Below are 22,300 nucleotides of genomic sequence, written 5' to 3'. Positions count from 1 at the left end.
TATGGCACAAGGAACACAAACTGAACAAGACCTGCAGCCAGTAGAAGAGAAGCTGACAGAAGATAAGGCAAATGAAATTAAACAAGAACTGTCGAATGATCCTCAAGTTCTTCAATTAAAGGAATCCATTGATGAGCGTCAGCAAACCGAATTGTTAGCTTTTGGTAAAGAACCTGCGGATGAAATCTCAAAGTTCTCTGATCAAATTTTAGGTACGATGAAGAACTCAAGTATGGAAGACTCTTCCCAAATGCTAAAGCAACTTGGTAAAGTAATGGACAAGTTCGACAAGAAAGATTTTGAAGAGTCAAAAGGTGGATTTATTGGGAAGTTCTTCAATCGAAGTAAGAAAATGATTGAAAAGATTTTTGATAAATATCAAACGCTTGGCGGGGAAATTGAAAAGATCAATATTGAAATCTCAAAGTATCGTGATGAAATGGTCGACAACACTCATACACTTGAAGACATGTATGAGAAGAACTATGAGTTTTATCTTGAACTAGACAAATATATTGTTGCCGGTCAATTGAAGGCAGAAGAACTGAAGAATGAAGTGATGCCGAAGCTTGAACAACAAGCGGCTGAAGGGAACCAGCGAGCTTCAATGGAACTTGAAACGGTCCGAAACGGCGTCGAGCTTCTGGATCAAAGAGTTTATGACTTACAGATGGCTCAAATGGTAGCTTTCCAACAGGCGCCTCAGATTCGTCTGTTGCAACGAGGCAACACAAAGCTAGTCAATAAAATTAATTCAGCGTTCGTTACAACGATCCCAATCTTCAAGACGAGTGTAATTCAAGCTGTGGCAGCTAAGAGACAGAAACTAGTGGCAGACGGGATGAGTGAACTAGACCGTCGAACGAATGAGATGTTGCAGCGTAATGCTCAAAACGTTGCTCAGCAAAGTACAGAGATTGCTAAGCTTGCGGGTGCACCGAGTATTAAGATTGAAACGATTGAAGAATCCTTTAACACGATTCTAAAAGGAATGGAAGACACGAAAGCGATAGAAGATGAGAATAAACAGCTTCGTGATCAAGGCCGTCAGCGTATTCAGGAATTACAAGATACGTATAAGCAGAAGAACAATCAACTTAATTCTCCTTCCTAAGTTTCGCCTTCTATTACTGGGGAATAGTATAATGATCTAAGAAAGATCGTCTCATACCGGGACGATCTTTCTTTATGGGATGAAGAGCGTAATGTTTTCATAATTCTGATTGGTTTAGTATGATTTAACTAGATCACATCTTGGAGGGATCCTAGTGTTTAAAATCTATGAACCGTTTATAAAAAATGATCGACATCAATATATATATCAAAAAGCTACAGAGGTTGCGGATCTCGCTAAATCACGGAGAAAAAAAGCGGACGAAGAAGCCGACTTTCAAAAAGAGACGTTACATGATTTAAAAGAGCATAATTATGTGACTTTGACTCTCTCAAAAGAGTTTGGAGGAGAGGAAGTGTCTTTATATGAGCTGCTTTTAGCTCAAGAGCGTTTAGCTATAGGAGACGGCGCTACGGCTCTTTCTATAGGGTGGCATTTAGGGGTTATGATGGAATTGAATGATGAACCTCTGTGGGATGAGGACGTTTATAAGAAGTTTGCGCAGGAAGTAGCTGATCAAAAGAAAGTTGTAAACCGAGCAGCCTCTGAGCCTGCTACAGGAAGCCCTACAAGAGGAGGGGTCCCTGAAACTACTGCCGTCTCTATAAAAGATGGCTACTCCATTACAGGCCGGAAGACGTTCACTTCTATGGCCAGTCTATTAGATTACTATATCGTTTCGGCTTATATAGAAGACAAAGATGCCGTAGGGTGGTTTTTAATTGACTCTTCTAAAGAAGGGATCGATATAGATTATACGTGGGACACAGTAGGCATGAGGGGTACGGGAAGTCATGATCTGGTGCTTCAGGATGTGAATGTAAAGGCAGAAGATTTAGTTGAACTGCAAGGGGATAAAAAAGGAGGTCCTAAGGGGTGGCTTCTACACATTCCTGCTGTATATTTAGGGATTGCCATTGCAGCTAGGAATGACGCAATTGAATTTGCGAAAGGTTTTCAGCCGAACAGCCTGGATCGTCCAATCTCAGAAGTTTCTCATATACAGGATAAAATTGGAGAAATGGAGATGAAATTACTTCATGCCAGGAGTTTCATGTATTCAGTTGCTGAACAATGGGATCAGTATCCTGAAAGAAGAGAAGTGTTAGCGCCTTCCCTTGGAGCGGTTAAAACGGTCGCAACGAATGCTGCAAATGAAGTAGTCGATTTAGCGATGCGTATTGCAGGAGGGAGAGGTTTATCAAAGAGTTATCCTTTTGAGCAATACTACAGAGATGTTCGAGCAGGGTTGCATAACCCGCCTATGGATGACATGGTCATTCAAAACATGGCCCAAGCTGCTATCAAAGAATTGTAAAATCACGAACATCTCCAAATACTTTACAAGAACGGCTAAGCTTGAATAATATGTTAGTAGAAACAATCACACGAAACTGTAAAACGAAAAGAGGGTGTCTCGCTCGTTGCGGGACACCCTCTTCCTTTATGATGATATCACTGATAAGAATCATAGGCGGCGTATGTGCCGGCAATTCGACCTGTTACGAGCGCGGAAGTAATGTTATATCCACCTGTATAGCCATGGATATCTAAAATTTCACCACTAAAATAAAGGCGTTCTGTTTTCTTCGACGCCATGGTATTTGGCACCACTTCTTTGACCGAAACGCCTCCTCCAGTCACAAAGGCTTTCTCAATCGACTGTGAATCCTGTACGTGGAATGTAAATTGTTTAAGATTCTTCACGAATCCCTCAAGCTTCTCATTCGACGTATTCGTAGCCCGGTCTTCTAGGCCGATTTCATTTTGGGTTAATAAGAGCTCCAAGTACCGTTCAGGGACCCACCCTTTAAAGATATTCTTCACACTTTTCTTTGGATTCTCATCCATTAGCGCTCGTGCTTCTTCAAATAAGACGTGCTCCTTCTTATCAGGAAAGCAATCAATTAGCATAGGAACAGGGCGGTGGCCTTTTTTAAATTCTTTCACCACATACTGAGAACAACGTAAAACAGCTGGGCCGCTAATCCCAAAGTGGGTAAACAGCATGTCCATTTTGTGTGTTACAATGGTTTTTCCTTTTTGGTTTAAGACAGAGAGCGCTACATCACGTAAAGCTAACCCTTGTAGTTCCTTGCTTTGAATGAATGGTTCCTGGCTTAGGAGTGGCACCTCTGTTGGATAAAGGTCCGTAATCGTGTGCCCGGCTTTCTCTGCCCATGCGTAGCCATCTCCTGTTGAGCCTGTATGTGGAACAGATTTTCCGCCCACCGCAATGACAAGTGCTTTTGTCTCGATCTCTTCTTTAGAAGCTAAGTGGATGGTATGGTGACTTTCCCCGTAATCCACGGTTTCTACGGGAGTATTCTTCATAATTGTTATGTTCAGTTCATCCATACGGGATAGGAGCGCATTTACCACATCTTTTGCTTTATTACTGGCTGGGAACATGCGACCGTGGTCTTCTTCTTTTAATTCTACTCCTAGATTCTCGAAGAACTCGATGATATCGTAGTTATTAAATGTTGAAAAGGCGCTGTAAAGGAATCGTCCATTCCCTGGAATGTGTTTAATCACTTCATCCTGTGGTAAACGATTGGTTACGTTACAACGTCCTCCGCCAGAGATAGCGAGTTTTTTTCCGAGCTTTTTCCCTTTATCAATTAGAAGGGTATTGGCTCCATTTTCAGCAGCGGCAATGGCTGCCATTAAACCAGAGGGGCCACCCCCTAGTACGGTTACATCATACATTTAGGTTCGTCCTTTCTATAGCAATCTGATTTTGTAATCAGAATGAAATCGATGTTCACTCTATCTATGATAAAATAGATCCGTTGCAAACTACAATAAATGCAGGTGAAATTATGTCAGGATCGACGTTATTACGAGGAACAATGTTGCTCACGGCAGCAACTTTCTTATCGAAACTTCTTGGAATGATCTATGTTATTCCATTTGAGGCCCTAGTAGGAAATACTGGTGGTACACTTTTAGGTTTTGCTTATATTCCTTATACCATCTTTATAAGTGTTTCTACTGTGGGAGTCCCGCTAGCTGTCTCAAAATTTGTTTCAAAATATAATGCACTTGGTGATTATTATACAGGTCGCAGAGTATTTAAAATAGGTATGGGATTAATGGCAGTTACCGGAATCCTTGCTTTTCTTATTATGTACTTTAGCGCAGGCTTTTTAGCAGACTTATCGATTTCCGATAATCCTAATGGAATTACAAAAGAAGATGTTACGGAAGTTATACAAATGATTAGCTTTGCGTTGCTTATTATACCTGGTATGAGTATTGTTCGTGGCTTCTTCCAAGGGTATGAGTACATGGAACCGACCGCGGTTTCACAAGTAATCGAACAAATTGTACGTATTGCTTTTCTTCTTATTTCTGTTTACATTGTGATGGAAATGGGGTCTGGTGATATTCCAACAGCAGTAAACTTTGCTTCATTTGCTGCCTTTATTGGGGCGATTGCTTCTGCTGTTGTACTTTGGTACTTCTGGCGAAAGCAAAAGCCAATGCTTGATGGTCGTATGGAGCAACAGATTGAACAGACAGATATCTCCATTCAAAAACTGCTAAAAGAACTTTTAACCTATGCTGGACCATTCGTTCTAGTAGGGATTGCAACGCCACTCTATCAGCAAGTGGATAGCTTGACCTTTAACAGGGCTATGGCAGCTGCAGGTAATGGAGATATTGCTGAACAGTTATTCGGGGTTGTTAATTTATATAGTCATAAATTAGTCATCATTCCGGTTACATTAGCAACAGGTCTCTCTCTTGCGTTATTGCCAACAATTACAAAATCCTTTACGGAAGGGAAAGAGCAACAGTTAAAGCATCAGTTGAATCAGGCCTTGCAGATTATTGTTGTTCTTATTCTTCCCGCCGTAGTGGGAATTGCCACCCTATCTCATGAAGCATACGGAACATTTTTCGGTGTGACGTTAAGCGAAGGTGGAACAATAGGGATTAGTGAACAAGGAAACCTCCTTCGTTGGTATGCTCCTGTTGCATTGTTCTATGCCTTATTTACGGTCACATCTTCTATTCTGCAAGGATTAAACAAACAGCGATTTGCAGTGATCAGCCTTGGAGCAGGTTTTTTGTTGAAAGTGATCTTAAATGTTCCCTTTATTACTTGGTTCGGAGCAAAGGGAATTATCTTAACCACAGGAATTGCTGTGTTGACAGCTGTGGTATTAAATTTATGGAAGATCCATTCAGCTGCAGATTTCTCCTATAAACAAATTTATAAGAGAACCTTGTTTGTACTCATACTAACCATCTTGATGACAATCATTGTACTTGTCGTGAAATGGTTGTTAAGTTTAACAGGGTTACATTACGAAAATGGCCGCTTTGCAGCCCTTGGTGTATTACTAATTAGTGCGGGCATTGGTGGGACATTCTATCTATGGGTGGCCTATCAAACGACGTTATTGGAAAGAGTGTTAGGGAACCGTGTGAAGGTTCTTGATCGCTTCTTGAAACGGAAGTAAGGAGGAAATAATGTGAGAATTGATAAATTGTTAGCGAATATGGGGTACGGAACGCGTAAAGAGGTGAAAAAAATCCTTAAATCAGGTGTGGTGCGAGTAGACGCCCAACCTGTTAAGGATGCTAAAACGCACGTAGACCCGGAGAAGCAAGAAGTAACAGTATACGGGGAAACTGTGGAGTACAAGGAGTTCATTTACTTAATGATGAACAAGCCTCAAGGTTTGATTTCCGCTACAGAAGATCAAAATGACATGACGGTAGTTGATATATTACAGCCAGAGGATGCTGTGTTTGAGCCATTCCCAGTTGGCCGCTTAGATAAGGATACAGAAGGTTTTCTCCTACTCACAAATGATGGAAAACTCACGCATCAGCTTCTGTCGCCCAAGAAAGAAGTTGGGAAGCGATACTATGCGCTAATTGATGGTGTCGTTACTGAGGAGGATGTGAAGGCCTTCGAACGTGGTGTAACACTTGATGATGGCTATAAGACAAAGCCAGGAGACTTAACCATTTTGCAATCAGGTGAGGAATCTGAGATTGAACTTGTCATTACAGAGGGGAAATTTCACCAGGTGAAGCGCATGTTTGAGAGTGTCGAGAAGAAGGTAACTTACCTTAAACGTTTAAGTATGGCTGGCCTTGAATTAGATGAAGATTTAGAGCCAGGTGAATATAGAGAATTAAATGATGAAGAAATAGAATTTCTATATCAACAAACTGGTCAAAAGAGTGAATAAGATATAAAAGAGACCCGGATTTAATTCATCCGGGTCTTCCTTTAGGACATTATGTTTCAAAGTCTTCATTATGATATTTTGACTCTTTTTCTTGTAATAGTCCACTTTCCTCGATTCGGACTTTCAACCAATCCATTGTATTGCAAAACGTGCAGGTCGCGTTGGACCGTTCTGTGCGTAATACCAAACTCCTCTGATAAGTCTGTTGTTGATACCGTCCCGTGCTCTCTAATAAATAAATAGACAGCCTTTACTCTACTTAGCATACGGGTAGTTGAACGATTCAAAAAACCACTCCTTAAGAGATTGTTTTAGATGTGGTGCCTGTGAATCTTGGAAGTTGACTTAATTTTACTATATTTCGTTGTATAATAGCTAGTGAATCAACTTAAATTTACAGAACCTTCACTTTATTAGGCAAAGTGTAAATGGGATGTAAAAAAGGGAGGTTTCCATGATTTTATTAAGAAGGATTATATTGAAAATGATTAAGATTAATAACCAGCTATTATTTCTCAGTAGTATTGCACTTGTTCTCATCTCATCCCTTCTAATCAGGTGGGTCGAACCTGAAACGTTTCCTACGTTGTTCGATGGGTTTTGGTGGGTCATGACTACGGTTACTACAGTAGGATATGGTGACTTATCACCTGCCACTGTAGGAGGAAGACTCATTGCAATCTTTTTATATCTAGTTGGTATTGGTCTAATTGGTGTAGTCATTGGGAAAGTAGTAGATGGCTTAACAATGTACAGAAAGATGAGGGAGGATGGAACCATCGTGTTTAAGGAAAAAGGGCATTACATTATTATAGGCTGGTCTCAAAAAGCTGCTTTTGCGGTTAAGGAAATTTTGGCAACGAAGCCTGACACGGAGATTGTGATCATTGATACAATGGAAAAAGCTCCTTTATTAGCGGAGAATATTCATTATGTTCGTGGAGATGCGGCTGCTCCGAGCACTCTTCATCAAGCAAACATTATGGAAGCGAAAGCTGTTCTGATATTTGCTGATGATGAAATACATAATTCACAGCTTAAAGATGGGAAGACTTTACTGATCTCATCCACGATTGAGTCGTTGAATTCAGAAGTTCACACCGTAGTGGAAGTTATGGAAGAGCATCATATCCGCAATTTCGAACATGTGAATGTGAACGAATTTATATTCTCTCACGAAACCATATCATCTCTTGCAGTGCGTTCTGCGTTTATTAAAGGGATATCAGGCGTATTTAGTCAGTTACTAAATCGTGATCAAGGAGATGACCTATACCATATTCCTACTAAATCTAGTTGGAATACGTACCGAGATGCTTTCCAAGAATTATTGAACTATGGAGCTACATTAATTGCAGACCGTCAAAACCTTAGCATTAATCGTATGCTTGATGAACAAATCCCTAACGAAGCAGAACTCTATATCATCTGTGATAAAGAGACGTATCAAGACATTTTAAAGGAGGTTACACAATGAACATTCAATTTCATAAAGACCAACTTCAGACCCTTCAACCCTATTTCCTTGAACATCTGCAAGAATTACTGAGATTCCCTAGTATGTATGATCCAAGTACGATTCAAGCAGGGGCACCATTTGGAACATCTATACAAGATGCATTACAGTATATGCTTCAACTAGGCGAATCAGAAGGTTTTGTCACAAAAGATGTAGATGGATATGCCGCCCATATTGAATGGGGGGAAGGTGAGGAGTTAATTGGTGTGCTTGGACATCTTGATGTGGTTCCTCCAGGCGAAGGTTGGTCCCATGATCCATTTGACCCTTATGTGTCGAATGGTAAGTTGTTCGCTCGGGGTACACAAGACGATAAAGGGCCTGTGATGGCAGCCTTTTTAGCAATGAAATGGCTAAAGGATATGGGTGTAAAGCCAAAGAGACGGGTTCGGCTTATTTTGGGGACAGATGAAGAGCGAGGTTGGGCGTGTATGGAGCATTACTTCAAACAAGAAGAAATGCCATTTATAGGTTTCTCACCTGACGCTGCCTTCCCGGTTATTCATGCCGAAAAAGGGTTGCTGGATATGGAAGTGACCAAAAAGATTGAAGTAGAAGAGGGAAATTCGCTTACTCTTACGAGGTTTGATGGTGGAGAACGATTGAATATGGTTCCTTATAAAGCAACAGCACGCGTCGAGGGGAGTTCAGACGAAGAGATTGAAAGTCTGTTTGATGAATTCCTTTTACAAACAGATTATAAAGGTTCCCTTATTGAAGAAGATGGGGAATATGTCATAACCGTTACTGGGAAATCAGCTCATGCAATGGAACCCCGTAATGGAATTAACGCGATTGTCGGTATGGCTAAGTTTTTAGAGACGTTACCATTCTCTCCATCTGTAAGAGAACTCATGAAGTGGATTGGGGATAAGTTTGAGGATGGTCGAGGAACAGCTTTCTCTATCGAATGTGCTGATGTGATTTCAGGCCCATTGACGATGAACCTCGGAACCCTATCTTACCAGGGTGGCGTATGCATTATGGGCTTAAACACCCGTTATCCTGTAGCGGTCCCTTTTGAAGAATGGTTTAATGCTTTCACTGGTTCTTTACAGGAAAGTGACGCATCAGTCGAAATTCAAGAGCATTTAGAGCCCATTTATTTACCTAAAGACCACCCGTTTGTCCAAAAGCTTCTTTCGATTTATGAAAAGCATACAGGTGATACGACAGAACCGATGGCGATCGGTGGAGCTACTTACGCAAGAGCTTTAACGCAGGGTGTTGCTTATGGCGCGATGTTTGCCCACAGTCCTGATACGGCTCATAATGCAGATGAACATGTGATGGTAGAGGACTTACTTCAAGCGGCTCTTATTTATGCAGAAGCCTTGTATGAACTTGCCGTTAGTGATGAAGATTAGAGAAAGGGCTTGAAACAACTATGAACATTACTTCACCAAATCGAACCTATCGATTTTTTCAATTATTTTATGTGCTCGCCTTTTTCGGGTTTGGATCCCTGTTTCCATTGCTTTCTGTATACTTGGAAAAAGAGCAAGGGTTGGATCATACCCAAATTGGCCTTATTGTAGCTACCATCCCAATTGTCACGATTTTTATCCAGCCGATTTGGGGAATGATTAGTGATATCAGCAGACGACCAAGATTACTTCTGTTTATAGCGGTACTTATGGCAAGCGCTATGTCGCTCTTGTATACACAAATGGATACGTTTTTAACTTTATTCTTGGGGATTATAGCTGTTGCAATCTTTCAATCAGCTGTCGTTCCTTTATCTGATAGCTTGTCTCTTCACTTCGTGCAACAGTTCAATAAAGAATATGGCAATATACGCTTGTGGGGAGCGGTTGGTTTCGCGATTGCTGTTTTTATAGTTGGCCGGATTACAGATGTAACTCAAGATTTAACCTGGGTATTTTACGCGTTTAGTTTTGGACTGGTTTTATCGGCTATTGCTCTTACGGCCTTTCCAAAAAGGGGTCAACATGTTGGTGTGAGCTTCCGTGAGGGCTTTAGAACATTGGTGAAACAAAAAACGTTCCTTTTGTTTTTGTTGTCGAATTTCTTAATATTTGGTCCGGTGCTTGCTAACAACTATTACTTTGGCACGTTTATTCTCACTGTAGGAGGCACTTTATCTGGAGTGGGAATTGCTTTTCTCTTAGCAGCCGGTAGTGAAGCCCCGTTTATGAATATCTCTCAAAAGGTTATTAATAAGATGGGAGTTATTCCGGTTATGATGCTTTGTGCTTCGGTGTCGGGTGCGAGGTGGTTGTTTTACTTCTTTGAACCTTCAGCCATGCTTGTCTACAGTACTACGATTGTACAAGGTATTTCCGTAGGCCTTTATATACCAGCTGCGTTATTATTCGTGCGTCAAACTGCGCCGAAAGATGTTCAAGCAACAGCCGTTGGACTATACTCTGCAGTTGGTAATGGGGTCGGGAACGCGTTCTTTACGTTTACTGGTGGGGTATTGCTAGACCGCTTTGACGTGTATGGGATGTATGGCTTCTTTGCTCTGATGACACTTCTTGGATTACTCATCATTATACTGGTACGTTCTGAAGTTAGCCAAACTTCTTACGCCGCTCAGGCAGAAACATAAGGAGATGATCGATCGTGGCTGAGACCCATTATTTTATAGGGATTTCTTTATCAGTCCCTGCTCAACAGACATTAGCTCAACTACAAAATAATTTGTCGCAAGATGTCTCATATAAGCAGTGGACAAACCCGAAAGACCTTCATATTACATTGACTTTTTTAGGTGGAGTAAAGCCAGGGAAAGTAGAAGAAATACAACAAAGAATGAGGAAAGTCGCTAGATCTCATTCTCCATTCCCCATCCTATTAAAAGGAATCGGAACCTTTGGGAAAGAGAATCAACCTAGAGTGTTATGGGTTGGGGCTGAAAAAACAAACTCTCTTACAGCCCTACATCGAGAAGTGCAGGATCAGTGTGCGGAAGCGGGTTTTAAAAAGGACAATCGTTCCTACACCCCGCATATTACCTTAGCTAAGAAATGGAATAATCCTCAAAAATTTCTCTCATCTATTCCAGAAGCAATGATTGGTGAGGAAGAGTTTGTTCATTCCTTTTCTTTGTTTCGTATTCACCCGGATCAGCAACCAAAGTATGAAAGAGTTGAACACTTTAAATTAGGAGAGGAGGCATAACTTTTATTATGGCACAGTTAGTAAAATTACAAGATTATGTATCGAGGTATACAGCAGATCCTTATCGATATCCAGGTCAATTCATTCGCCTAAAACAAGGGAACTGGAAAAAACTGAAATCCTTATGGAACCGTCGCTTTGAATTAGAAGAAAGCGAATACAATGAGGCACTAAGTTCTTTTATTTATAAAGGGGCCGCTCCGAAAAATGAGCAAGAATTAAAGCAGTACTTCCTTGATGGATTACTTCCCTTTCAACTGAAGTGGGCTTCTCGTACGTTAACAGAGATGTCTTTCCTAGATAAGACATATGAATATGATGAAACACTTCGATACTTATTACAAAGGTTTCCCGATACCTTCCTGCTTCTTTATGATCCGATCTTTCAAATTAAGAAAGCACCAATGGAAGCCGATTCTATTATTGTTCATCCCCAGGGAATTTATTGTGTGAAGCATCTTCAAGAGTCAGAAGATGTCACCTATATTCCTGGGGATGAACGTTCATGGTATAAAGAGGAGAAAAACGTACGTACTCGCTTTTTAAGCCCATTGATTTCATTGAAACGTACAGCGAGAATCATTCAAAGTATCCTGAAAGCTCATGGAATCGAGTATCCTGTCAAACAGCTGGTTCTGTCTTCAACGAATAGGATCGAATATAATCTAGAACCCTATCAGACCGAATATGTTGGTCTTGAAGAATATGAAGAATGGTTTGAACGAATGAGAGGGTTCAAGTCTCCTTTAAAATATCAGCAGATGAAAGTAATGGCTTCTCTCCTCAAACACACTCAAGTCACATCAGTTAAGCGGACAGAATGGGGCCGAGAAGAATCCTTTATGGAAGAATAAAAGATTCTATAGGCTGTGGAGAAGGCTTTCCAATGAAGTACCCTTGCCCGAGGTGAATACCAGATTCTCTTAACCATTGATATTCTTCTGTGGTTTCTATGCCTTCTGCTAACAGCGTTATGTTCAATTCAGATGCTGTTTGTTGCACGGATTCAAGAAATGATTGCTTGGATTGGTCTTTCTGGCAATCTTGAATATAGTCACGGTCAATCTTTACGAAATCGGGTTTTAATAAACTAAGTACTTCTAACGTACTATAGCCACTCCCAACGTCATCCAAGGCAACGTGCATGCCTGATGCTTTGTAAGTTGAAAATATATTATGTAAGTGATCGATGCTGTGTATTTTTTCTGTTTCGACGACTTCAAATATGAGATCACTAGGATCAACATTATATTTCTTTACAATGTTGAAGGTATGACTTAGGCAATGTTCTGGAACATAGATGGTTGAAGGTAGAAAATTGATGAAACATTTTTGCCCATATGGAATAAGTTCAGCTTTTGCTTTTACAGCTTCTTCGCGAGCTTTCTGGTCGAGCATGGAATGAAGACCAGCACGTTTGGCAAACGAAAATAATTCACCGGGAGAAACACTTCCATCCCTTGAGCGTAAAAGGGCTTCGTACCCATATACTTCACCTGTATCCATGTGTACGATGGGTTGAAGATAAGAGGTGAAGTGGCCTTCTTCTATGATCGTAACGAGTTCAGGATGTGATAAACGCTCATACAAATGTTCGATTTGCAAAGGGACCGATTGATCTTGCTTAGTGTCACTGAAATGAACCCATTCCTGGTGCATATTGTGTTCTAATAAAATTTGTAGGTTGTGTAGTAACTCATGATGGGAATGAAATTGATACATAAGGAAACTTTCTCCTTGCTGGCTTATGGGCAGTTGGATTGATTGTTCCCAGTTTTGATACTTGTTTGTCGTCCGTACGGTCATGTACCCACTTGAAGGCAAGGATACTGAAGTGCCGCACCATTGACAGTCGATAGACAATATCATCACTCCTTTTTATACTAGTATAATAGAAATAGGACTATTTTCAGAAGTAATAAGGTTTGGAAAAGGGGATTTTTTTATATGTATATCGTCATTCTTAATCCAGCTGCAGGAAATGGCAGGGCCAAACGCTTACATGAACAAATTTGTACAATCCCTCTTTATAAGGAGAAGGATTGCAGAACATTTACTACAGAGTACGCAGGGCATGGAGAATCTCTCACTCGCCAATTGGTAGAAATATACAAGCATAAGATTGAATGTGTAATTGTAATTGGAGGGGATGGTACAGTTCATGAAGTATTGAATGGATTGAAGAAATTTCCTGATATCCCTTTAGCTTTTATTCCAGGGGGATCTGGTAATGATTTCGGTAAGGCGACACTTCATAAGAATCGACCTGATTCAATCTTTCAGTCAATCTTAAATGCTCCGCATTATTCTCCCTATCGTGCAGGAATGTACAGAATGAATCGGCGCAATCAGAAAGATGCAAGGTTATTTGCAAACAGCATTGGGTTTGGTTTCGACGGTGAGATTGTTCAAGCAGCAAACAAATCTGCTATGAAGAAATGGCTTAATCACTATCATGCAGGCTTTCTCATATACTGTCTGGCGCTTTTAAGGACGTTGCGAACATATAAACCAAAAACGATTGAGGTAACGGTAGATGGGGACACACATATCTATCAAAACATATGGATGGTGACAATCGGCGTTCATGGTTATTACGGGGGCGGTATGAAAATCTTGCCGGGAGCTTCGGAAGACTCTGAGCGTTTGTCGCTTCTCATACTTCAAAACATACCAAAGTGGAAAGTCCTTTTGATGTTTGCGACCGTATTCTGGGGTGGACATACTCGTCTTAAAGAAGTAGAAATTCTAACGGGTTATCATGTGGAGGTAAAAAGCAATGAAGCCTTGGCCTATCATGTGGATGGTGAGGGTGGATATTGCAAATCAAGTCATATTTATAAAGAAAAAATACCGAGGGCGGTATTTAAAGGAAAGAAATAACGGAATAAGACTTGAATTCAACAGTTAAAATGCGTTAATCTATTGTTGTCGTGTCTTTAAAAAATCACCCTAAGTGATAGCTTCTGAATAAGAGGACACGAGTTGATCCAGTACGATATTCATAACTATTATACATGCTTACGATCATAAAGAAAACAAACCTGTACAGATTTGAGGAATTGAAGGTGAATTGGTTGGAACAAATACTCGGTAATGATTGGACAATTACCCCAGCAGGCGGCTCTACAGGAGAAGCTTACTATGCACACCACGAAGGAAAGCGCCTATTTCTTAAACGAAATTCCTCACCTTTTTTAGCTGTGCTGTCAGCAGAAGGGATCGTCCCTAAGCTTGTGTGGACGAAACGAATGGAAAATGGTGATGTTATTACTGCTCAGCAGTGGTTAGAAGGTAGAGAGCTAAAGCCTGAAGAAATTAAGCATCCTCGAGTAGCCCAGCTGTTAAGTAAAATTCACCATTCATCTGAATTGTTAGATCTGCTCATGCGATTAGGGAAACAACCTTTAGATCCTATCGATTATTTAAATGACTTAAAGAAACAAGAACAATGTTCAAGTTTCATTAATACTCAAATAGAGATTCATCAAGCATTACGCTATCTTGAACAACAGCTTCCCCACGTTCAAAACCAGAAGAAAGTCGTTTGTCATAGTGATATGAATCATAATAACTGGCTTTTGACAGATGCAGATCAACTGTATTTAATTGACTGGGACAATGCGATGGTTGCTGATCCTGCAATGGATTTAGGTATGATCTTACATTGGTATATCCCAGAAGAGGAATGGGATGTTTGGCTGGACACTTACGGAATTGAATTAGATGAGCCATTGTTGGTACGGATGCATTGGTACATTGTAGCTCAAACGGTTTCCTTCATCCAATGGCATAAAAATCGCCGTGAAGAATCAGAAGCCGCTCGTTGGCTTGAAGACCTTAAGCGGCTCATGGTGAAATTGGGGATTATTAATATTTAACATTTCCAATAGATGAAACCCATTCTTCTAACTGCGATTGGTTGGATGTGATATGGGTTGTTAAGTCCCCTGAATCTTCCCCGGCTTTACCGTAATCATAAATAGCCGGTAAGGAACGCAGGACATGTTCGTCCTGTAATTCTTTCTTCGAAAGAATGGAACGGACTAGCCGTTGGATTTGCTGACATTCAGAAACGCTTCCGCAGCAGTCTTCTGAATGTTCACTAAGCAAGTCATAAAGAATGTTAACTTGATCTTTCACTGTTAATGGCATACATCTATCCCCTTTCTATCTATAGTTTCTACGGTTTTAAAGGGAATATGTACACCATTATTACAAATTAAATACTCACCCTCCTTTATTAGGGTAAAAAAAGAACTTTGGGATAGGATACATCCCAAAGTTCTTTTTTGTGGTTTTATAAGGCGCTGGCTGTAATGTTTGTTGTTTAAGAAGGGTTTGATTTATGCGTTTGATGCATTCGGTGCATATTTAAGTTGGTTCGCTTTAACTTCTGAATTTGTCTTTTCATGAAGCTTTTCAAATGGGTATACAAAAGCCGCGTAACCTACAAAGGATATGCCTAACATTAAAAGAACCAATGCTTCTGTAAATTTAGATAAGAGAGTTAACATGAAATCACTCCAGTTTCCGTATTTGAACACTTTCTATATCTTAAAATAGAAAGCGCTTCCAACCCAACAGCATTTTTCCCTTTTTTAGGAGGAAATTTAATCGTATATCAAGATCTCGCTTCTTTAAGGTGACAGTGGGGGAAAAAAGCGCTTGTTTCCTTTAAGATAGAAGGTTTAGCTTCGTATCGACAAAAACTTTCACTTTTTATTTGTTCGTGATAAGGTAAACATTGATTATGGTAAGGAGGAAGGCAAGATGCGACTTCGGAATAAACCGTGGGCCGATGACTTCATGAGAGAAAATAATCATGTTGTCGTAGAAGAGCCCTTTTCAAAAAAAGATAAATGGAACGATGAATTTAAAGAGGACCAGCCACTTCATCTAGAGATTGGTTCAGGTAAAGGTGCATTTATATCTGGGATGGGTAAACAGCATCCTGAGGTTAATTTTATAGGTATAGAACGTGTAAAAAGTGTCATTGTAGGGGCGCTTCGAAAGGTGTTAGATGCAGATGTATCAAACGTACGCCTCTTGAATGTAGACGCAAGTGACCTTAGAGATTTGTTTGGTGATAATGAAGTCGACCAGATTTATTTGAACTTTTCAGATCCATGGCCTAAATCTCGACACGAAAAGCGTCGTTTAACTTTCCATACTTTTTTAGAACAGTATGAAGCTGTTTTAAAACCAAATGGCCAAATTGTTATGAAAACAGACAACCAGCACTTGTTTGAATACTCTCTTATGAGTTTCTCGCAGTATGGCTGTAAAATTGAAGAAGTCAACCTCGATCTTCATGGTTTAGAAGATCCTTATAATGTCATGACGGAGTACGAAGAGAAGTTCTCCAATAAAGGTCAGCCGATTTATCGGTGCCGCGTACGCTTTCCGGATAGGTTGACTGATTGATAACGCTTACACCCTGATATTCGTCTGTGTTAAACTGATGAAAGACGGGAGGAAGATGTTATGGAAACGTTACATGTAGGTCGTGCAAAGTTAACGTGGTTAAGTGGAGGGGTCACCCATTTGGATGGAGGAGCGATGTTTGGTGTTGTCCCAAAACCCTTGTGGAGTCGTAAATATCCACATAACGACAAGAACCAAATTGAGCTTCGAACAGATCCTATCCTGCTAGAGTTAGATGGGAAGAAATTCTTAATTGACGCTGGGATCGGCAATGAAAAGATGACAGACAAACAGCTCCGAAATTTTGGTGTGGATGAGGAGTCTTCTGTGGAGGATTCTCTCCAACAACTAGGGTATCATTCTAGAGAAATTGATGGTATCTTAATGACTCACCTCCATTTTGATCATGCTTGCGGATTGACTAAATGGGAAGATGAAAATCTTGTTCCGGCTTTTGAAAATGCAGTAATCTATACTTCTTCTGTAGAATGGAACGAAATGAAAAACCCAAACCTTCGTTCTAGGAATACATATTGGGAAGAGAACTGGAAGCCTATTCAGGATAAGGTTCGCCCTTTTGAGGAATCCATGGAGATTCATGAAGGTTTGCATATGATTCATACTGGTGGGCATAGTGCTGGTCATAGTGTTATTAAGTTTGGTGATGGAGAAGACCTCTTTATTCATATGGCTGATATTATGCCAACTCATGCTCATCAGAATGTGTTGTGGGTATTAGCCTATGACGATTACCCAGTTACTTCTGTCCATCAAAAAGAAGATTGGATGAAATACGGGTACAATCGAAAAGCTTGGTACACGTTCTATCATGATGCTTATTACAGAGCCTTACAGTTTAATCAAGATGGTGACGTAGTCAATCAGGTGAAAAGACAACGGTAGACATGGAAAAAAGGTATCTCCTAAATGGAGATACCTTTTGTGTCATTAAGCAACTACGCTTACGTCTAGGATGGTTCCTGTAGCAGCATCCATATAGAATTCATATTGCTTTGTTTGACCATCCATAGATCTGGATACGCCTCCACGGTAAACCGTGTACGGCAGGTCATCATTTGAGAATTCTTCTGTTTTCATGTGAATCCAAGAACCGCTTATAGGACCTTGTCGTTTGAAAGATTCCTTAGCGATCTTCAAAGCTTTCTCAGGAGATAGTTGCTGTTTGTCGTTAATTTGTTTCCATGCTACTACACCAACTAATGTACCAACACCTAAAGCTACCAATGAACGTTTCAATTTCATTCCTAACACCTCACTACTAACGATTTATACTTAATAGTATAGACGAAAATGAGCAAAATAGAAAATAATAGGGTGGATAGGTGGAAACAATTCTGAACATTCGTTAAAATAATGAAGAGATCAAGTGATAATAAATTGGAGATGAATACATATGAATCAAGAAACGATGAGTTTATTTAAAACCTTAACAGAGCTCCAGGGAGCACCAGGTAATGAACATGCAGTTCGTTCTTTTATGAAAGGTGAATTAGAGAAGTACTCTGACGAAATCATTCAAGATCGTTTAGGTGGCGTATTTGGAGTGAAAAAAGGTGACGGGCCGAAAGTTATGGTGGCGGGTCACATGGATGAAGTTGGATTTATGGTTTCTCAAATTACTCCAAACGGTATGATCCGTTTCCAAACGCTCGGTGGCTGGTGGAGTCAGGTGCTTTTAGCTCAACGGGTTCAAATTATGACAGATAATGGCCCAGTTACAGGGGTAATTGGCTCCATTCCTCCTCATAATCTGACGCCTGAGCAACGGAAGAAACCAATGGAAATTAAAAATATGATGATTGATATTGGAGCAGATGATGCAGACGATGCTAAGAAAATCGGTATTAAACCAGGTCAGCAAATTGTTCCAATATGCCCATTCACACCAATGGCGAATGAAAAGAAAATTCTAGCTAAAGCATGGGACAACCGTTACGGCTGTGGCCTTGCTGTAGAGCTTATGAAAGAGCTTCAAGGCGAAACGCTTCCAAACCAATTGTATTCTGGTGCCACGGTTCAAGAAGAAGTAGGGTTGCGTGGTGCACAGGTAGCTGCTAATATGATTCAACCAGATATTTTCTATGCTCTTGATGCCTCTCCAGCGAATGATATGAATGGAGATAAGAAGGAATTTGGTCAACTGGGCAAAGGAGCTTTACTTCGTATCTTTGATAGAACGATGGTAACACACCGTGGGATTCGGGACTTTATTCTTGATACTGCCGAATCAAATGATATACCATATCAATACTTCATTTCACAAGGAGGAACAGATGCGGGGCGTGTTCATACTTCTAATGAAGGAGTTCCATCCGCTGTAGTTGGAATTTGTTCACGCTATATTCACACCGCTGCTTCTATGATTCATGTGGATGATTATGCGGCTGCTAAAGAACTGATTACGAAGTTAGTTCGGACTACTGATCAAAATACTCTTGAACAAATTAAACAAAACGGGTAACATGTTCAAAGGTTGTCCTCTTTGAAGAAAGGACAACCTTTGATGCGTTAAAATGTAGGTTTTTGATCCAAGAAAGGATGTAACGATGAAAATAATCGTTGGCTCTACCAACCCTGCAAAACTTGAAGCTGTCCAACAGATCTTTAGTCAAGATCAAGTGGATGGGATTGAAGTTTCCTCAAAGGTTTCTTCTCAGCCTTTTTGTGACGAAGAGACACTTGAAGGGGCGATTAATCGAGCTAGAGAATGCGCCAAGACTGAGAAAGGTGTTGTAGGAATCGGCCTTGAAGGCGGCGTTATGGAATTAGAGAATGACTTGTACCTATGTAATTGGGGTGCATTGGTAGATTCTGAAGAGAATACGTTTGTGGCCAGCGGTGCACGAATTCCTCTTCCTGATTCAATTGCGAATGAACTGAACAAAGGAAAAGAACTTGGCGATGTTATAGATGATTATGCAAAAGGCGAAAATATTCGTCATCATGAAGGGGCCATTGGGGTGTTTACAAATGAACTTGTAAATCGCTCAGGAATGTTTGCTCACATTGTACAGTTGTTAAAAGGTCAATACGAGTTTTATTATAATAAAAAGGGCGATGAGTAATCGCCCTTTTTTATATGTGTTTATTCAAAAATATACCCGATCACGTCTAATGCTTGCTCAATGGTTTCAACAGTGACGTTAGCTTTATTCGATAATTCCTTTAGAGGATGATGAAGGGATTCCGGTCTGACAAGTATGGTCGGTATACCTTGATTGATTGCAGTCGCAGCATCCATGGCTGTATTCCATTGCTTATACTTTTCTCCAAAAAGAGCAATGACAAGATCGGATTTGTTCATCAATACAGTGGTACGCAAATTGTTTATACTTGATGCAGCATCATCACGGTATACGTTCCCTGGCTGTTCTCCTAGAATGTCTTCACCAACGGAATCGGAACGTTCATGATTCGTCTGAGGACTTACAAACTGCAGAGGCAAACCTTTTTCTTTGGCTTTCTTCTCTAAATCATTTCTCCAGTCATCGTGGATTTGTCCGGCTAAATAAACGGTTAAATTCAACGTACATCTTCCTTTCCTATTCGCAAAGCTAATTTATTATGTACCACTAAAAAGTGTAGCACAAACGCTTTCATCTTACAGGTAACTAGTGTAAAATCTTTACTTGTCAAATTTATATTCCATAGTATGATAGGTATAGGAAAGATACTTAAGGACGTTACGAGATTTTTCAAGGAGAGAGTATGTGTGAAAGCTTTCAATCCCAGGTGGCTATTACTTACATTAACTGGAATAGCCGTTGTCATTCTATTAGCTCTATTTGTTTCAGGTTTCTTTAAGTCTGAAGAAGCTGTCATCCAAGAGGCGAAGCAAGCTGCTGAATCCTCTTTACATGAAAACGACTTGCCGTTAAATACGGAACTTGAACATGTTTCAATGTATTTGCCGGATTCTATGGAAGTGCTATCTGATTCTCCAAACAACATACTTCTGGAGTCTGATGAGAAGAAGTACATCTTGTTTTATAACCCATATGAGAAGAAGACAAGTCAAACGTTCTATAAATCGGCAAAAGAAGACGAAAATGTTTTGAAGGTTGAGGCGTTTGAACATAAAGAGGTCTTCGGTTACATGAAAGTGGCTGCGATTGAAGAAGATACGTATGAGCTACAAGTCGGAGCTGGCGGTGTGAAGATGACGACAGAAACGGACCTGAGTAACATGGAAGATGACGCTCAAAAAATGATGAAGGTCGTTCATTCGATCGTCCTTTCAACTTCTAACTAACAAACGAATCGGGAAGCTGGCCAAGAAAGTTTGGTCAGCTTTTTTGTTGTTTTGGTTACATTTTTTCGGTACGATGAAAGCGATTGAGAATTAAGAGAGGCGGATGTTGAGTGGGGAAACTCAAAGCATTTTTGCGTAAGAAAGGTGTAACGCTTTCTTGGAGGGAGTATGTTATTACTGCCCTTAGTTATATGGCGCTTGGTCTTTTTTCATCATTAATCATTGGACTTATTATTAAAACAATCGGTGAACAAGTTACGCTTCCGGGAGCTGAAATGCTTGTGGAAATGGGGACGTTTGCCATGGATACGAAGGTGTGGGGAGGGGCCATTGGTGTTGCTATTGCTTATGGTTTAAAAGCCCCACCGCTTGTCATGTTTACGGCTCTCTTTAGTGGAGCATTTGGGGCGAGTCTAGGTGGACCAGCAGGGGCTTATGTCGCCACCCTACTATCAGTAGAGTTTGGAAAGTTGATTCATAAGGAGACTCGATTAGATATTATCTTAACGCCTCTTGTCACCATCTTTGTGGGTTACGGAATAGCCTCTGTGATTGGTCCTCCCGTTAATACTTTTATGGTAAGCTTTGGTGAGGTTATTCAGTGGTCAACCGATCAACGTCCTTTTATTATGGGGATCATCGTAGCCGTATTAATGGGATGGGCATTGACAGCTCCGATTTCTAGCCTCGCGATTGCGCTTATGTTAGACATTAGCGGAATTGCCGCAGGTGCGGCTACTGTAGGGTGCGCAGCTCAGATGATTGGCTTTGCTACAATGAGTTATAGGGAGAACGGAATGGGCGGGTGGTTAGCTCAAGGCATAGGAACATCGATGCTCCAAGTCGGTAATGTCTTGAAGAAGCCAATCCTTATTTTACCTCCTACAATTGCTGGAGCCATTTTAGCTCCTATTGCTACGGTGTGGCTTGAGCTTGAGAACAATGCTCCTGGCGCTGGAATGGGGACAAGTGGATTTGTAGGCCAAATTATGACGTTTCAGGTCTACGGCTTTTCCTGGGAAATTCTCATTCAAATCATTTTGTTGCATATTGTTGGTCCAGCCCTTATCACTTTGTTATTATCAGAGTGGTTTAGAAAAAAAGGTTGGATCCAACATGGGGATCTTACAATAGAGTATGAATAAGGAGCGTTTGTGAAATGAAAACATTAGAATCCATTGAACAATACCAAGACATTATTAAAGGAGACAAGCAAACGATCTTGTTGTTCTCTGCTACGTGGTGTCCAGACTGTCGAGTAATAGAGCCGTTCTTGCCAGAGTTAGAAGAAGCTTATAATGAAGTGCAGTTCTATTATGTGGACCGTGATGAATTTATTGATTTATGCGCTGACCTTTCTGTGTTTGGTATTCCTAGTTTTGTGGCGTTTAAGAATGGAGAGGAAACAGGTCGGTTTGTAAGTAAGGATCGTAAATCACGCGAGGAGATTGAAACCTTTATTCAAGGGTTGTCTAAATAATAGAAGTAAAGAGCTGTTCTGATAGCAATTCAGAACAGCTTTTCTTTCGAATAGAGCGGGGCTAATGAGGGAAAGGGAGCTTTTTTCCCTATCCATTTCATGCTAAAATAGCAAACGTATATGT

25 protein-coding genes are annotated in these 22,300 nt (G+C 40.5%); 18 read left to right on the top strand and 7 right to left on the bottom strand.

What is annotated here, in order from left to right:
• Nucleotide 1 precedes the first annotated feature (1 nt).
• Complete coding sequence (locus tag QNI29_RS16280) at nucleotides 2-1,114, top strand: toxic anion resistance protein (protein ID WP_231417522.1); 1,113 nt, start codon at nucleotides 2-4, stop codon at nucleotides 1,112-1,114.
• Nucleotides 1,115-1,268: 154 nt separating this feature from the next.
• Nucleotides 1,269-2,432 (top strand): acyl-CoA dehydrogenase family protein, encoded by a 1,164-nt coding sequence (locus tag QNI29_RS16275; protein WP_231417521.1) that lies wholly within the window; start codon nucleotides 1,269-1,271, stop codon nucleotides 2,430-2,432.
• 137 nt (nucleotides 2,433-2,569) lie between these two features.
• Here the strand turns inward: QNI29_RS16275 and QNI29_RS16270 are convergent, their stop codons facing one another.
• A complete protein-coding gene (locus QNI29_RS16270; RefSeq protein ID WP_231417520.1) occupies nucleotides 2,570-3,826 on the bottom strand; it encodes a BaiN/RdsA family NAD(P)/FAD-dependent oxidoreductase in 1,257 nt (418 codons plus the stop codon).
• Between the two features lie 83 nt (nucleotides 3,827-3,909).
• Here QNI29_RS16270 and QNI29_RS16265 point away from each other — a divergent pair, with 83 nt between their 5' ends.
• A complete protein-coding gene (locus QNI29_RS16265; protein ID WP_354665914.1) occupies nucleotides 3,910-5,589 on the top strand; it encodes a putative polysaccharide biosynthesis protein in 1,680 nt (559 codons plus the stop codon).
• Nucleotides 5,590-5,601: 12 nt separating this feature from the next.
• Nucleotides 5,602-6,330, top strand: coding sequence for a pseudouridine synthase (locus QNI29_RS16260; RefSeq protein WP_231417519.1), 729 nt, complete (start codon nucleotides 5,602-5,604; stop codon nucleotides 6,328-6,330).
• Nucleotides 6,331-6,398: 68 nt separating this feature from the next.
• Here the strand turns inward: QNI29_RS16260 and QNI29_RS16255 are convergent, their stop codons facing one another.
• Nucleotides 6,399-6,617 (bottom strand): DeoR family transcriptional regulator, encoded by a 219-nt coding sequence (locus tag QNI29_RS16255; protein ID WP_231417518.1) that lies wholly within the window; start codon nucleotides 6,615-6,617, stop codon nucleotides 6,399-6,401.
• 197 nt (nucleotides 6,618-6,814) lie between these two features.
• On the opposite strand from QNI29_RS16255, the gene QNI29_RS16250 reads away from it, so the two are divergent.
• The 5 genes from QNI29_RS16250 to QNI29_RS16230 are packed head-to-tail and all read left to right on the top strand — an operon-like array spanning nucleotide 6,815 to nucleotide 11,850.
• On the top strand, nucleotides 6,815-7,807 hold the full coding sequence (locus QNI29_RS16250; RefSeq protein WP_231417617.1) for a potassium channel family protein: 993 nt from the start codon (nucleotides 6,815-6,817) through the stop codon (nucleotides 7,805-7,807).
• The gene (gene pepV / locus QNI29_RS16245) at nucleotides 7,804-9,216 is read left to right on the top strand and encodes a dipeptidase PepV (RefSeq protein ID WP_231417517.1); all 1,413 of its coding nucleotides are present in this window, start codon (nucleotides 7,804-7,806) and stop codon (nucleotides 9,214-9,216) included. Before QNI29_RS16250 ends, pepV begins: the two co-directional genes overlap by 4 nt.
• Before the next feature lie 20 nt (nucleotides 9,217-9,236).
• Nucleotides 9,237-10,424, top strand: coding sequence for an MFS transporter (locus QNI29_RS16240; protein ID WP_231417516.1), 1,188 nt, complete (start codon nucleotides 9,237-9,239; stop codon nucleotides 10,422-10,424).
• Between the two features lie 14 nt (nucleotides 10,425-10,438).
• Nucleotides 10,439-10,996: an RNA 2',3'-cyclic phosphodiesterase gene (gene thpR / locus QNI29_RS16235; protein WP_231417515.1), complete on the top strand. Its 558-nt coding sequence runs from the start codon at nucleotides 10,439-10,441 to the stop codon at nucleotides 10,994-10,996.
• An 8-nt stretch (nucleotides 10,997-11,004) separates the two neighbouring features.
• Nucleotides 11,005-11,850 carry a nuclease-related domain-containing protein gene (locus QNI29_RS16230; RefSeq protein WP_231417514.1) on the top strand — a complete coding sequence of 282 codons (846 nt, stop codon included), beginning with the start codon at nucleotides 11,005-11,007 and terminating at the stop codon, nucleotides 11,848-11,850.
• Here the strand turns inward: QNI29_RS16230 and QNI29_RS16225 are convergent.
• Entirely contained in the window at nucleotides 11,837-12,865 is a 1,029-nt protein-coding gene (locus tag QNI29_RS16225) for an EAL domain-containing protein (RefSeq protein ID WP_231417616.1), read from the bottom strand. The genes QNI29_RS16230 and QNI29_RS16225 overlap by 14 nt on opposite strands.
• A 78-nt stretch (nucleotides 12,866-12,943) precedes the next feature.
• Here QNI29_RS16225 and QNI29_RS16220 point away from each other — a divergent pair, with 78 nt between their 5' ends.
• Complete coding sequence (locus QNI29_RS16220) at nucleotides 12,944-13,879, top strand: diacylglycerol/lipid kinase family protein (RefSeq protein ID WP_231417513.1); 936 nt, start codon at nucleotides 12,944-12,946, stop codon at nucleotides 13,877-13,879.
• 134 nt (nucleotides 13,880-14,013) lie between these two features.
• Nucleotides 14,014-14,877 (top strand): phosphotransferase, encoded by an 864-nt coding sequence (locus QNI29_RS16215; protein ID WP_370635467.1) that lies wholly within the window; start codon nucleotides 14,014-14,016, stop codon nucleotides 14,875-14,877.
• On the opposite strand, the gene QNI29_RS16210 is transcribed toward QNI29_RS16215, so the two are convergent.
• Both QNI29_RS16210 and QNI29_RS16205 read right to left on the bottom strand, forming a co-directional pair.
• A complete protein-coding gene (locus QNI29_RS16210; protein ID WP_231417512.1) occupies nucleotides 14,867-15,151 on the bottom strand; it encodes a YtzH-like family protein in 285 nt (94 codons plus the stop codon). The two genes, QNI29_RS16215 and QNI29_RS16210, sit on opposite strands and share 11 nt — an antisense overlap.
• Before the next feature lie 191 nt (nucleotides 15,152-15,342).
• Nucleotides 15,343-15,513 carry a hypothetical protein gene (locus QNI29_RS16205; RefSeq protein WP_231417511.1) on the bottom strand — a complete coding sequence of 57 codons (171 nt, stop codon included), beginning with the start codon at nucleotides 15,511-15,513 and terminating at the stop codon, nucleotides 15,343-15,345.
• A gap of 256 nt (nucleotides 15,514-15,769) precedes the next feature.
• On the opposite strand from QNI29_RS16205, the gene trmB reads away from it, so the two are divergent.
• Nucleotides 15,770-16,423, top strand: a complete 654-nt coding sequence (gene trmB, locus QNI29_RS16200) for a tRNA (guanosine(46)-N7)-methyltransferase TrmB (RefSeq protein ID WP_231417510.1) — start codon at nucleotides 15,770-15,772, stop codon at nucleotides 16,421-16,423.
• Between the two features lie 60 nt (nucleotides 16,424-16,483).
• Complete coding sequence (locus QNI29_RS16195; RefSeq protein WP_231417509.1) at nucleotides 16,484-17,326, top strand: YtnP family quorum-quenching lactonase; 843 nt, start codon at nucleotides 16,484-16,486, stop codon at nucleotides 17,324-17,326.
• Between the two features lie 45 nt (nucleotides 17,327-17,371).
• Here the strand turns inward: QNI29_RS16195 and QNI29_RS16190 are convergent, their stop codons facing one another.
• The gene (locus QNI29_RS16190; RefSeq protein ID WP_231417508.1) at nucleotides 17,372-17,686 is read right to left on the bottom strand and encodes a PepSY domain-containing protein; all 315 of its coding nucleotides are present in this window, start codon (nucleotides 17,684-17,686) and stop codon (nucleotides 17,372-17,374) included.
• Nucleotides 17,687-17,837: 151 nt separating this feature from the next.
• On the opposite strand from QNI29_RS16190, the gene QNI29_RS16185 reads away from it, so the two are divergent.
• Nucleotides 17,838-18,905 (top strand): M42 family metallopeptidase, encoded by a 1,068-nt coding sequence (locus QNI29_RS16185; RefSeq protein ID WP_231417507.1) that lies wholly within the window; start codon nucleotides 17,838-17,840, stop codon nucleotides 18,903-18,905.
• A gap of 85 nt (nucleotides 18,906-18,990) precedes the next feature.
• Entirely contained in the window at nucleotides 18,991-19,509 is a 519-nt protein-coding gene (locus QNI29_RS16180; protein ID WP_231417506.1) for a DUF84 family protein, read from the top strand.
• Between the two features lie 20 nt (nucleotides 19,510-19,529).
• On the opposite strand, the gene QNI29_RS16175 is transcribed toward QNI29_RS16180, so the two are convergent.
• Complete coding sequence (locus QNI29_RS16175) at nucleotides 19,530-19,970, bottom strand: YtoQ family protein (RefSeq protein WP_231417505.1); 441 nt, start codon at nucleotides 19,968-19,970, stop codon at nucleotides 19,530-19,532.
• A 186-nt stretch (nucleotides 19,971-20,156) separates the two neighbouring features.
• Between QNI29_RS16175 and QNI29_RS16170 the strand changes: the two genes are divergently transcribed.
• The 3 genes from QNI29_RS16170 to QNI29_RS16160 all read left to right on the top strand — a co-directional run bounded on the left by QNI29_RS16170 (nucleotide 20,157) and on the right by QNI29_RS16160 (nucleotide 22,176).
• Complete coding sequence (locus tag QNI29_RS16170; protein ID WP_231417504.1) at nucleotides 20,157-20,696, top strand: hypothetical protein; 540 nt, start codon at nucleotides 20,157-20,159, stop codon at nucleotides 20,694-20,696.
• Nucleotides 20,697-20,806: 110 nt separating this feature from the next.
• Nucleotides 20,807-21,841: a PTS sugar transporter subunit IIC gene (locus tag QNI29_RS16165; protein WP_231417503.1), complete on the top strand. Its 1,035-nt coding sequence runs from the start codon at nucleotides 20,807-20,809 to the stop codon at nucleotides 21,839-21,841.
• A 14-nt stretch (nucleotides 21,842-21,855) separates the two neighbouring features.
• Nucleotides 21,856-22,176 carry a thioredoxin family protein gene (locus QNI29_RS16160; RefSeq protein WP_231417502.1) on the top strand — a complete coding sequence of 107 codons (321 nt, stop codon included), beginning with the start codon at nucleotides 21,856-21,858 and terminating at the stop codon, nucleotides 22,174-22,176.
• Nucleotides 22,177-22,300 lie beyond the last annotated feature (124 nt).

The sequence above is a fragment of the Pontibacillus chungwhensis genome (genome assembly GCF_030166655.1).
Classification (GTDB): domain Bacteria; phylum Bacillota; class Bacilli; order Bacillales; family BH030062; genus Pontibacillus.
Note: the sequence above shows the minus strand (reverse complement) of the source record. Positions and strands in the feature narration are given on the sequence as shown.

What these genes read in the sequence shown, in the direction of transcription:
- QNI29_RS16280 (WP_231417522.1), top strand. Translation starts at nt 2, where the DNA reads ATGGCACAAGGAACACAAACTGAACAAGACCTGCAGCCAGTAGAAGAG.
- QNI29_RS16270 (WP_231417520.1), bottom strand. Translation starts at nt 3,826, where the DNA reads ATGTATGATGTAACCGTACTAGGGGGTGGCCCCTCTGGTTTAATGGCA.
- QNI29_RS16250 (WP_231417617.1), top strand. Translation starts at nt 6,815, where the DNA reads ATGATTAAGATTAATAACCAGCTATTATTTCTCAGTAGTATTGCACTT.
- pepV (WP_231417517.1), top strand. Translation starts at nt 7,804, where the DNA reads ATGAACATTCAATTTCATAAAGACCAACTTCAGACCCTTCAACCCTAT.
- QNI29_RS16240 (WP_231417516.1), top strand. Translation starts at nt 9,237, where the DNA reads ATGAACATTACTTCACCAAATCGAACCTATCGATTTTTTCAATTATTT.
- QNI29_RS16230 (WP_231417514.1), top strand. Translation starts at nt 11,005, where the DNA reads ATGGCACAGTTAGTAAAATTACAAGATTATGTATCGAGGTATACAGCA.
- QNI29_RS16225 (WP_231417616.1), bottom strand. Translation starts at nt 12,865, where the DNA reads ATGATATTGTCTATCGACTGTCAATGGTGCGGCACTTCAGTATCCTTG.
- QNI29_RS16220 (WP_231417513.1), top strand. Translation starts at nt 12,944, where the DNA reads ATGTATATCGTCATTCTTAATCCAGCTGCAGGAAATGGCAGGGCCAAA.
- QNI29_RS16215 (WP_370635467.1), top strand. Translation starts at nt 14,014, where the DNA reads ATGCTTACGATCATAAAGAAAACAAACCTGTACAGATTTGAGGAATTG.
- QNI29_RS16210 (WP_231417512.1), bottom strand. Translation starts at nt 15,151, where the DNA reads ATGCCATTAACAGTGAAAGATCAAGTTAACATTCTTTATGACTTGCTT.
- QNI29_RS16205 (WP_231417511.1), bottom strand. Translation starts at nt 15,513, where the DNA reads ATGTTAACTCTCTTATCTAAATTTACAGAAGCATTGGTTCTTTTAATG.
- trmB (WP_231417510.1), top strand. Translation starts at nt 15,770, where the DNA reads ATGCGACTTCGGAATAAACCGTGGGCCGATGACTTCATGAGAGAAAAT.
- QNI29_RS16195 (WP_231417509.1), top strand. Translation starts at nt 16,484, where the DNA reads ATGGAAACGTTACATGTAGGTCGTGCAAAGTTAACGTGGTTAAGTGGA.
- QNI29_RS16190 (WP_231417508.1), bottom strand. Translation starts at nt 17,686, where the DNA reads ATGAAATTGAAACGTTCATTGGTAGCTTTAGGTGTTGGTACATTAGTT.
- QNI29_RS16185 (WP_231417507.1), top strand. Translation starts at nt 17,838, where the DNA reads ATGAATCAAGAAACGATGAGTTTATTTAAAACCTTAACAGAGCTCCAG.
- QNI29_RS16180 (WP_231417506.1), top strand. Translation starts at nt 18,991, where the DNA reads ATGAAAATAATCGTTGGCTCTACCAACCCTGCAAAACTTGAAGCTGTC.
- QNI29_RS16160 (WP_231417502.1), top strand. Translation starts at nt 21,856, where the DNA reads ATGAAAACATTAGAATCCATTGAACAATACCAAGACATTATTAAAGGA.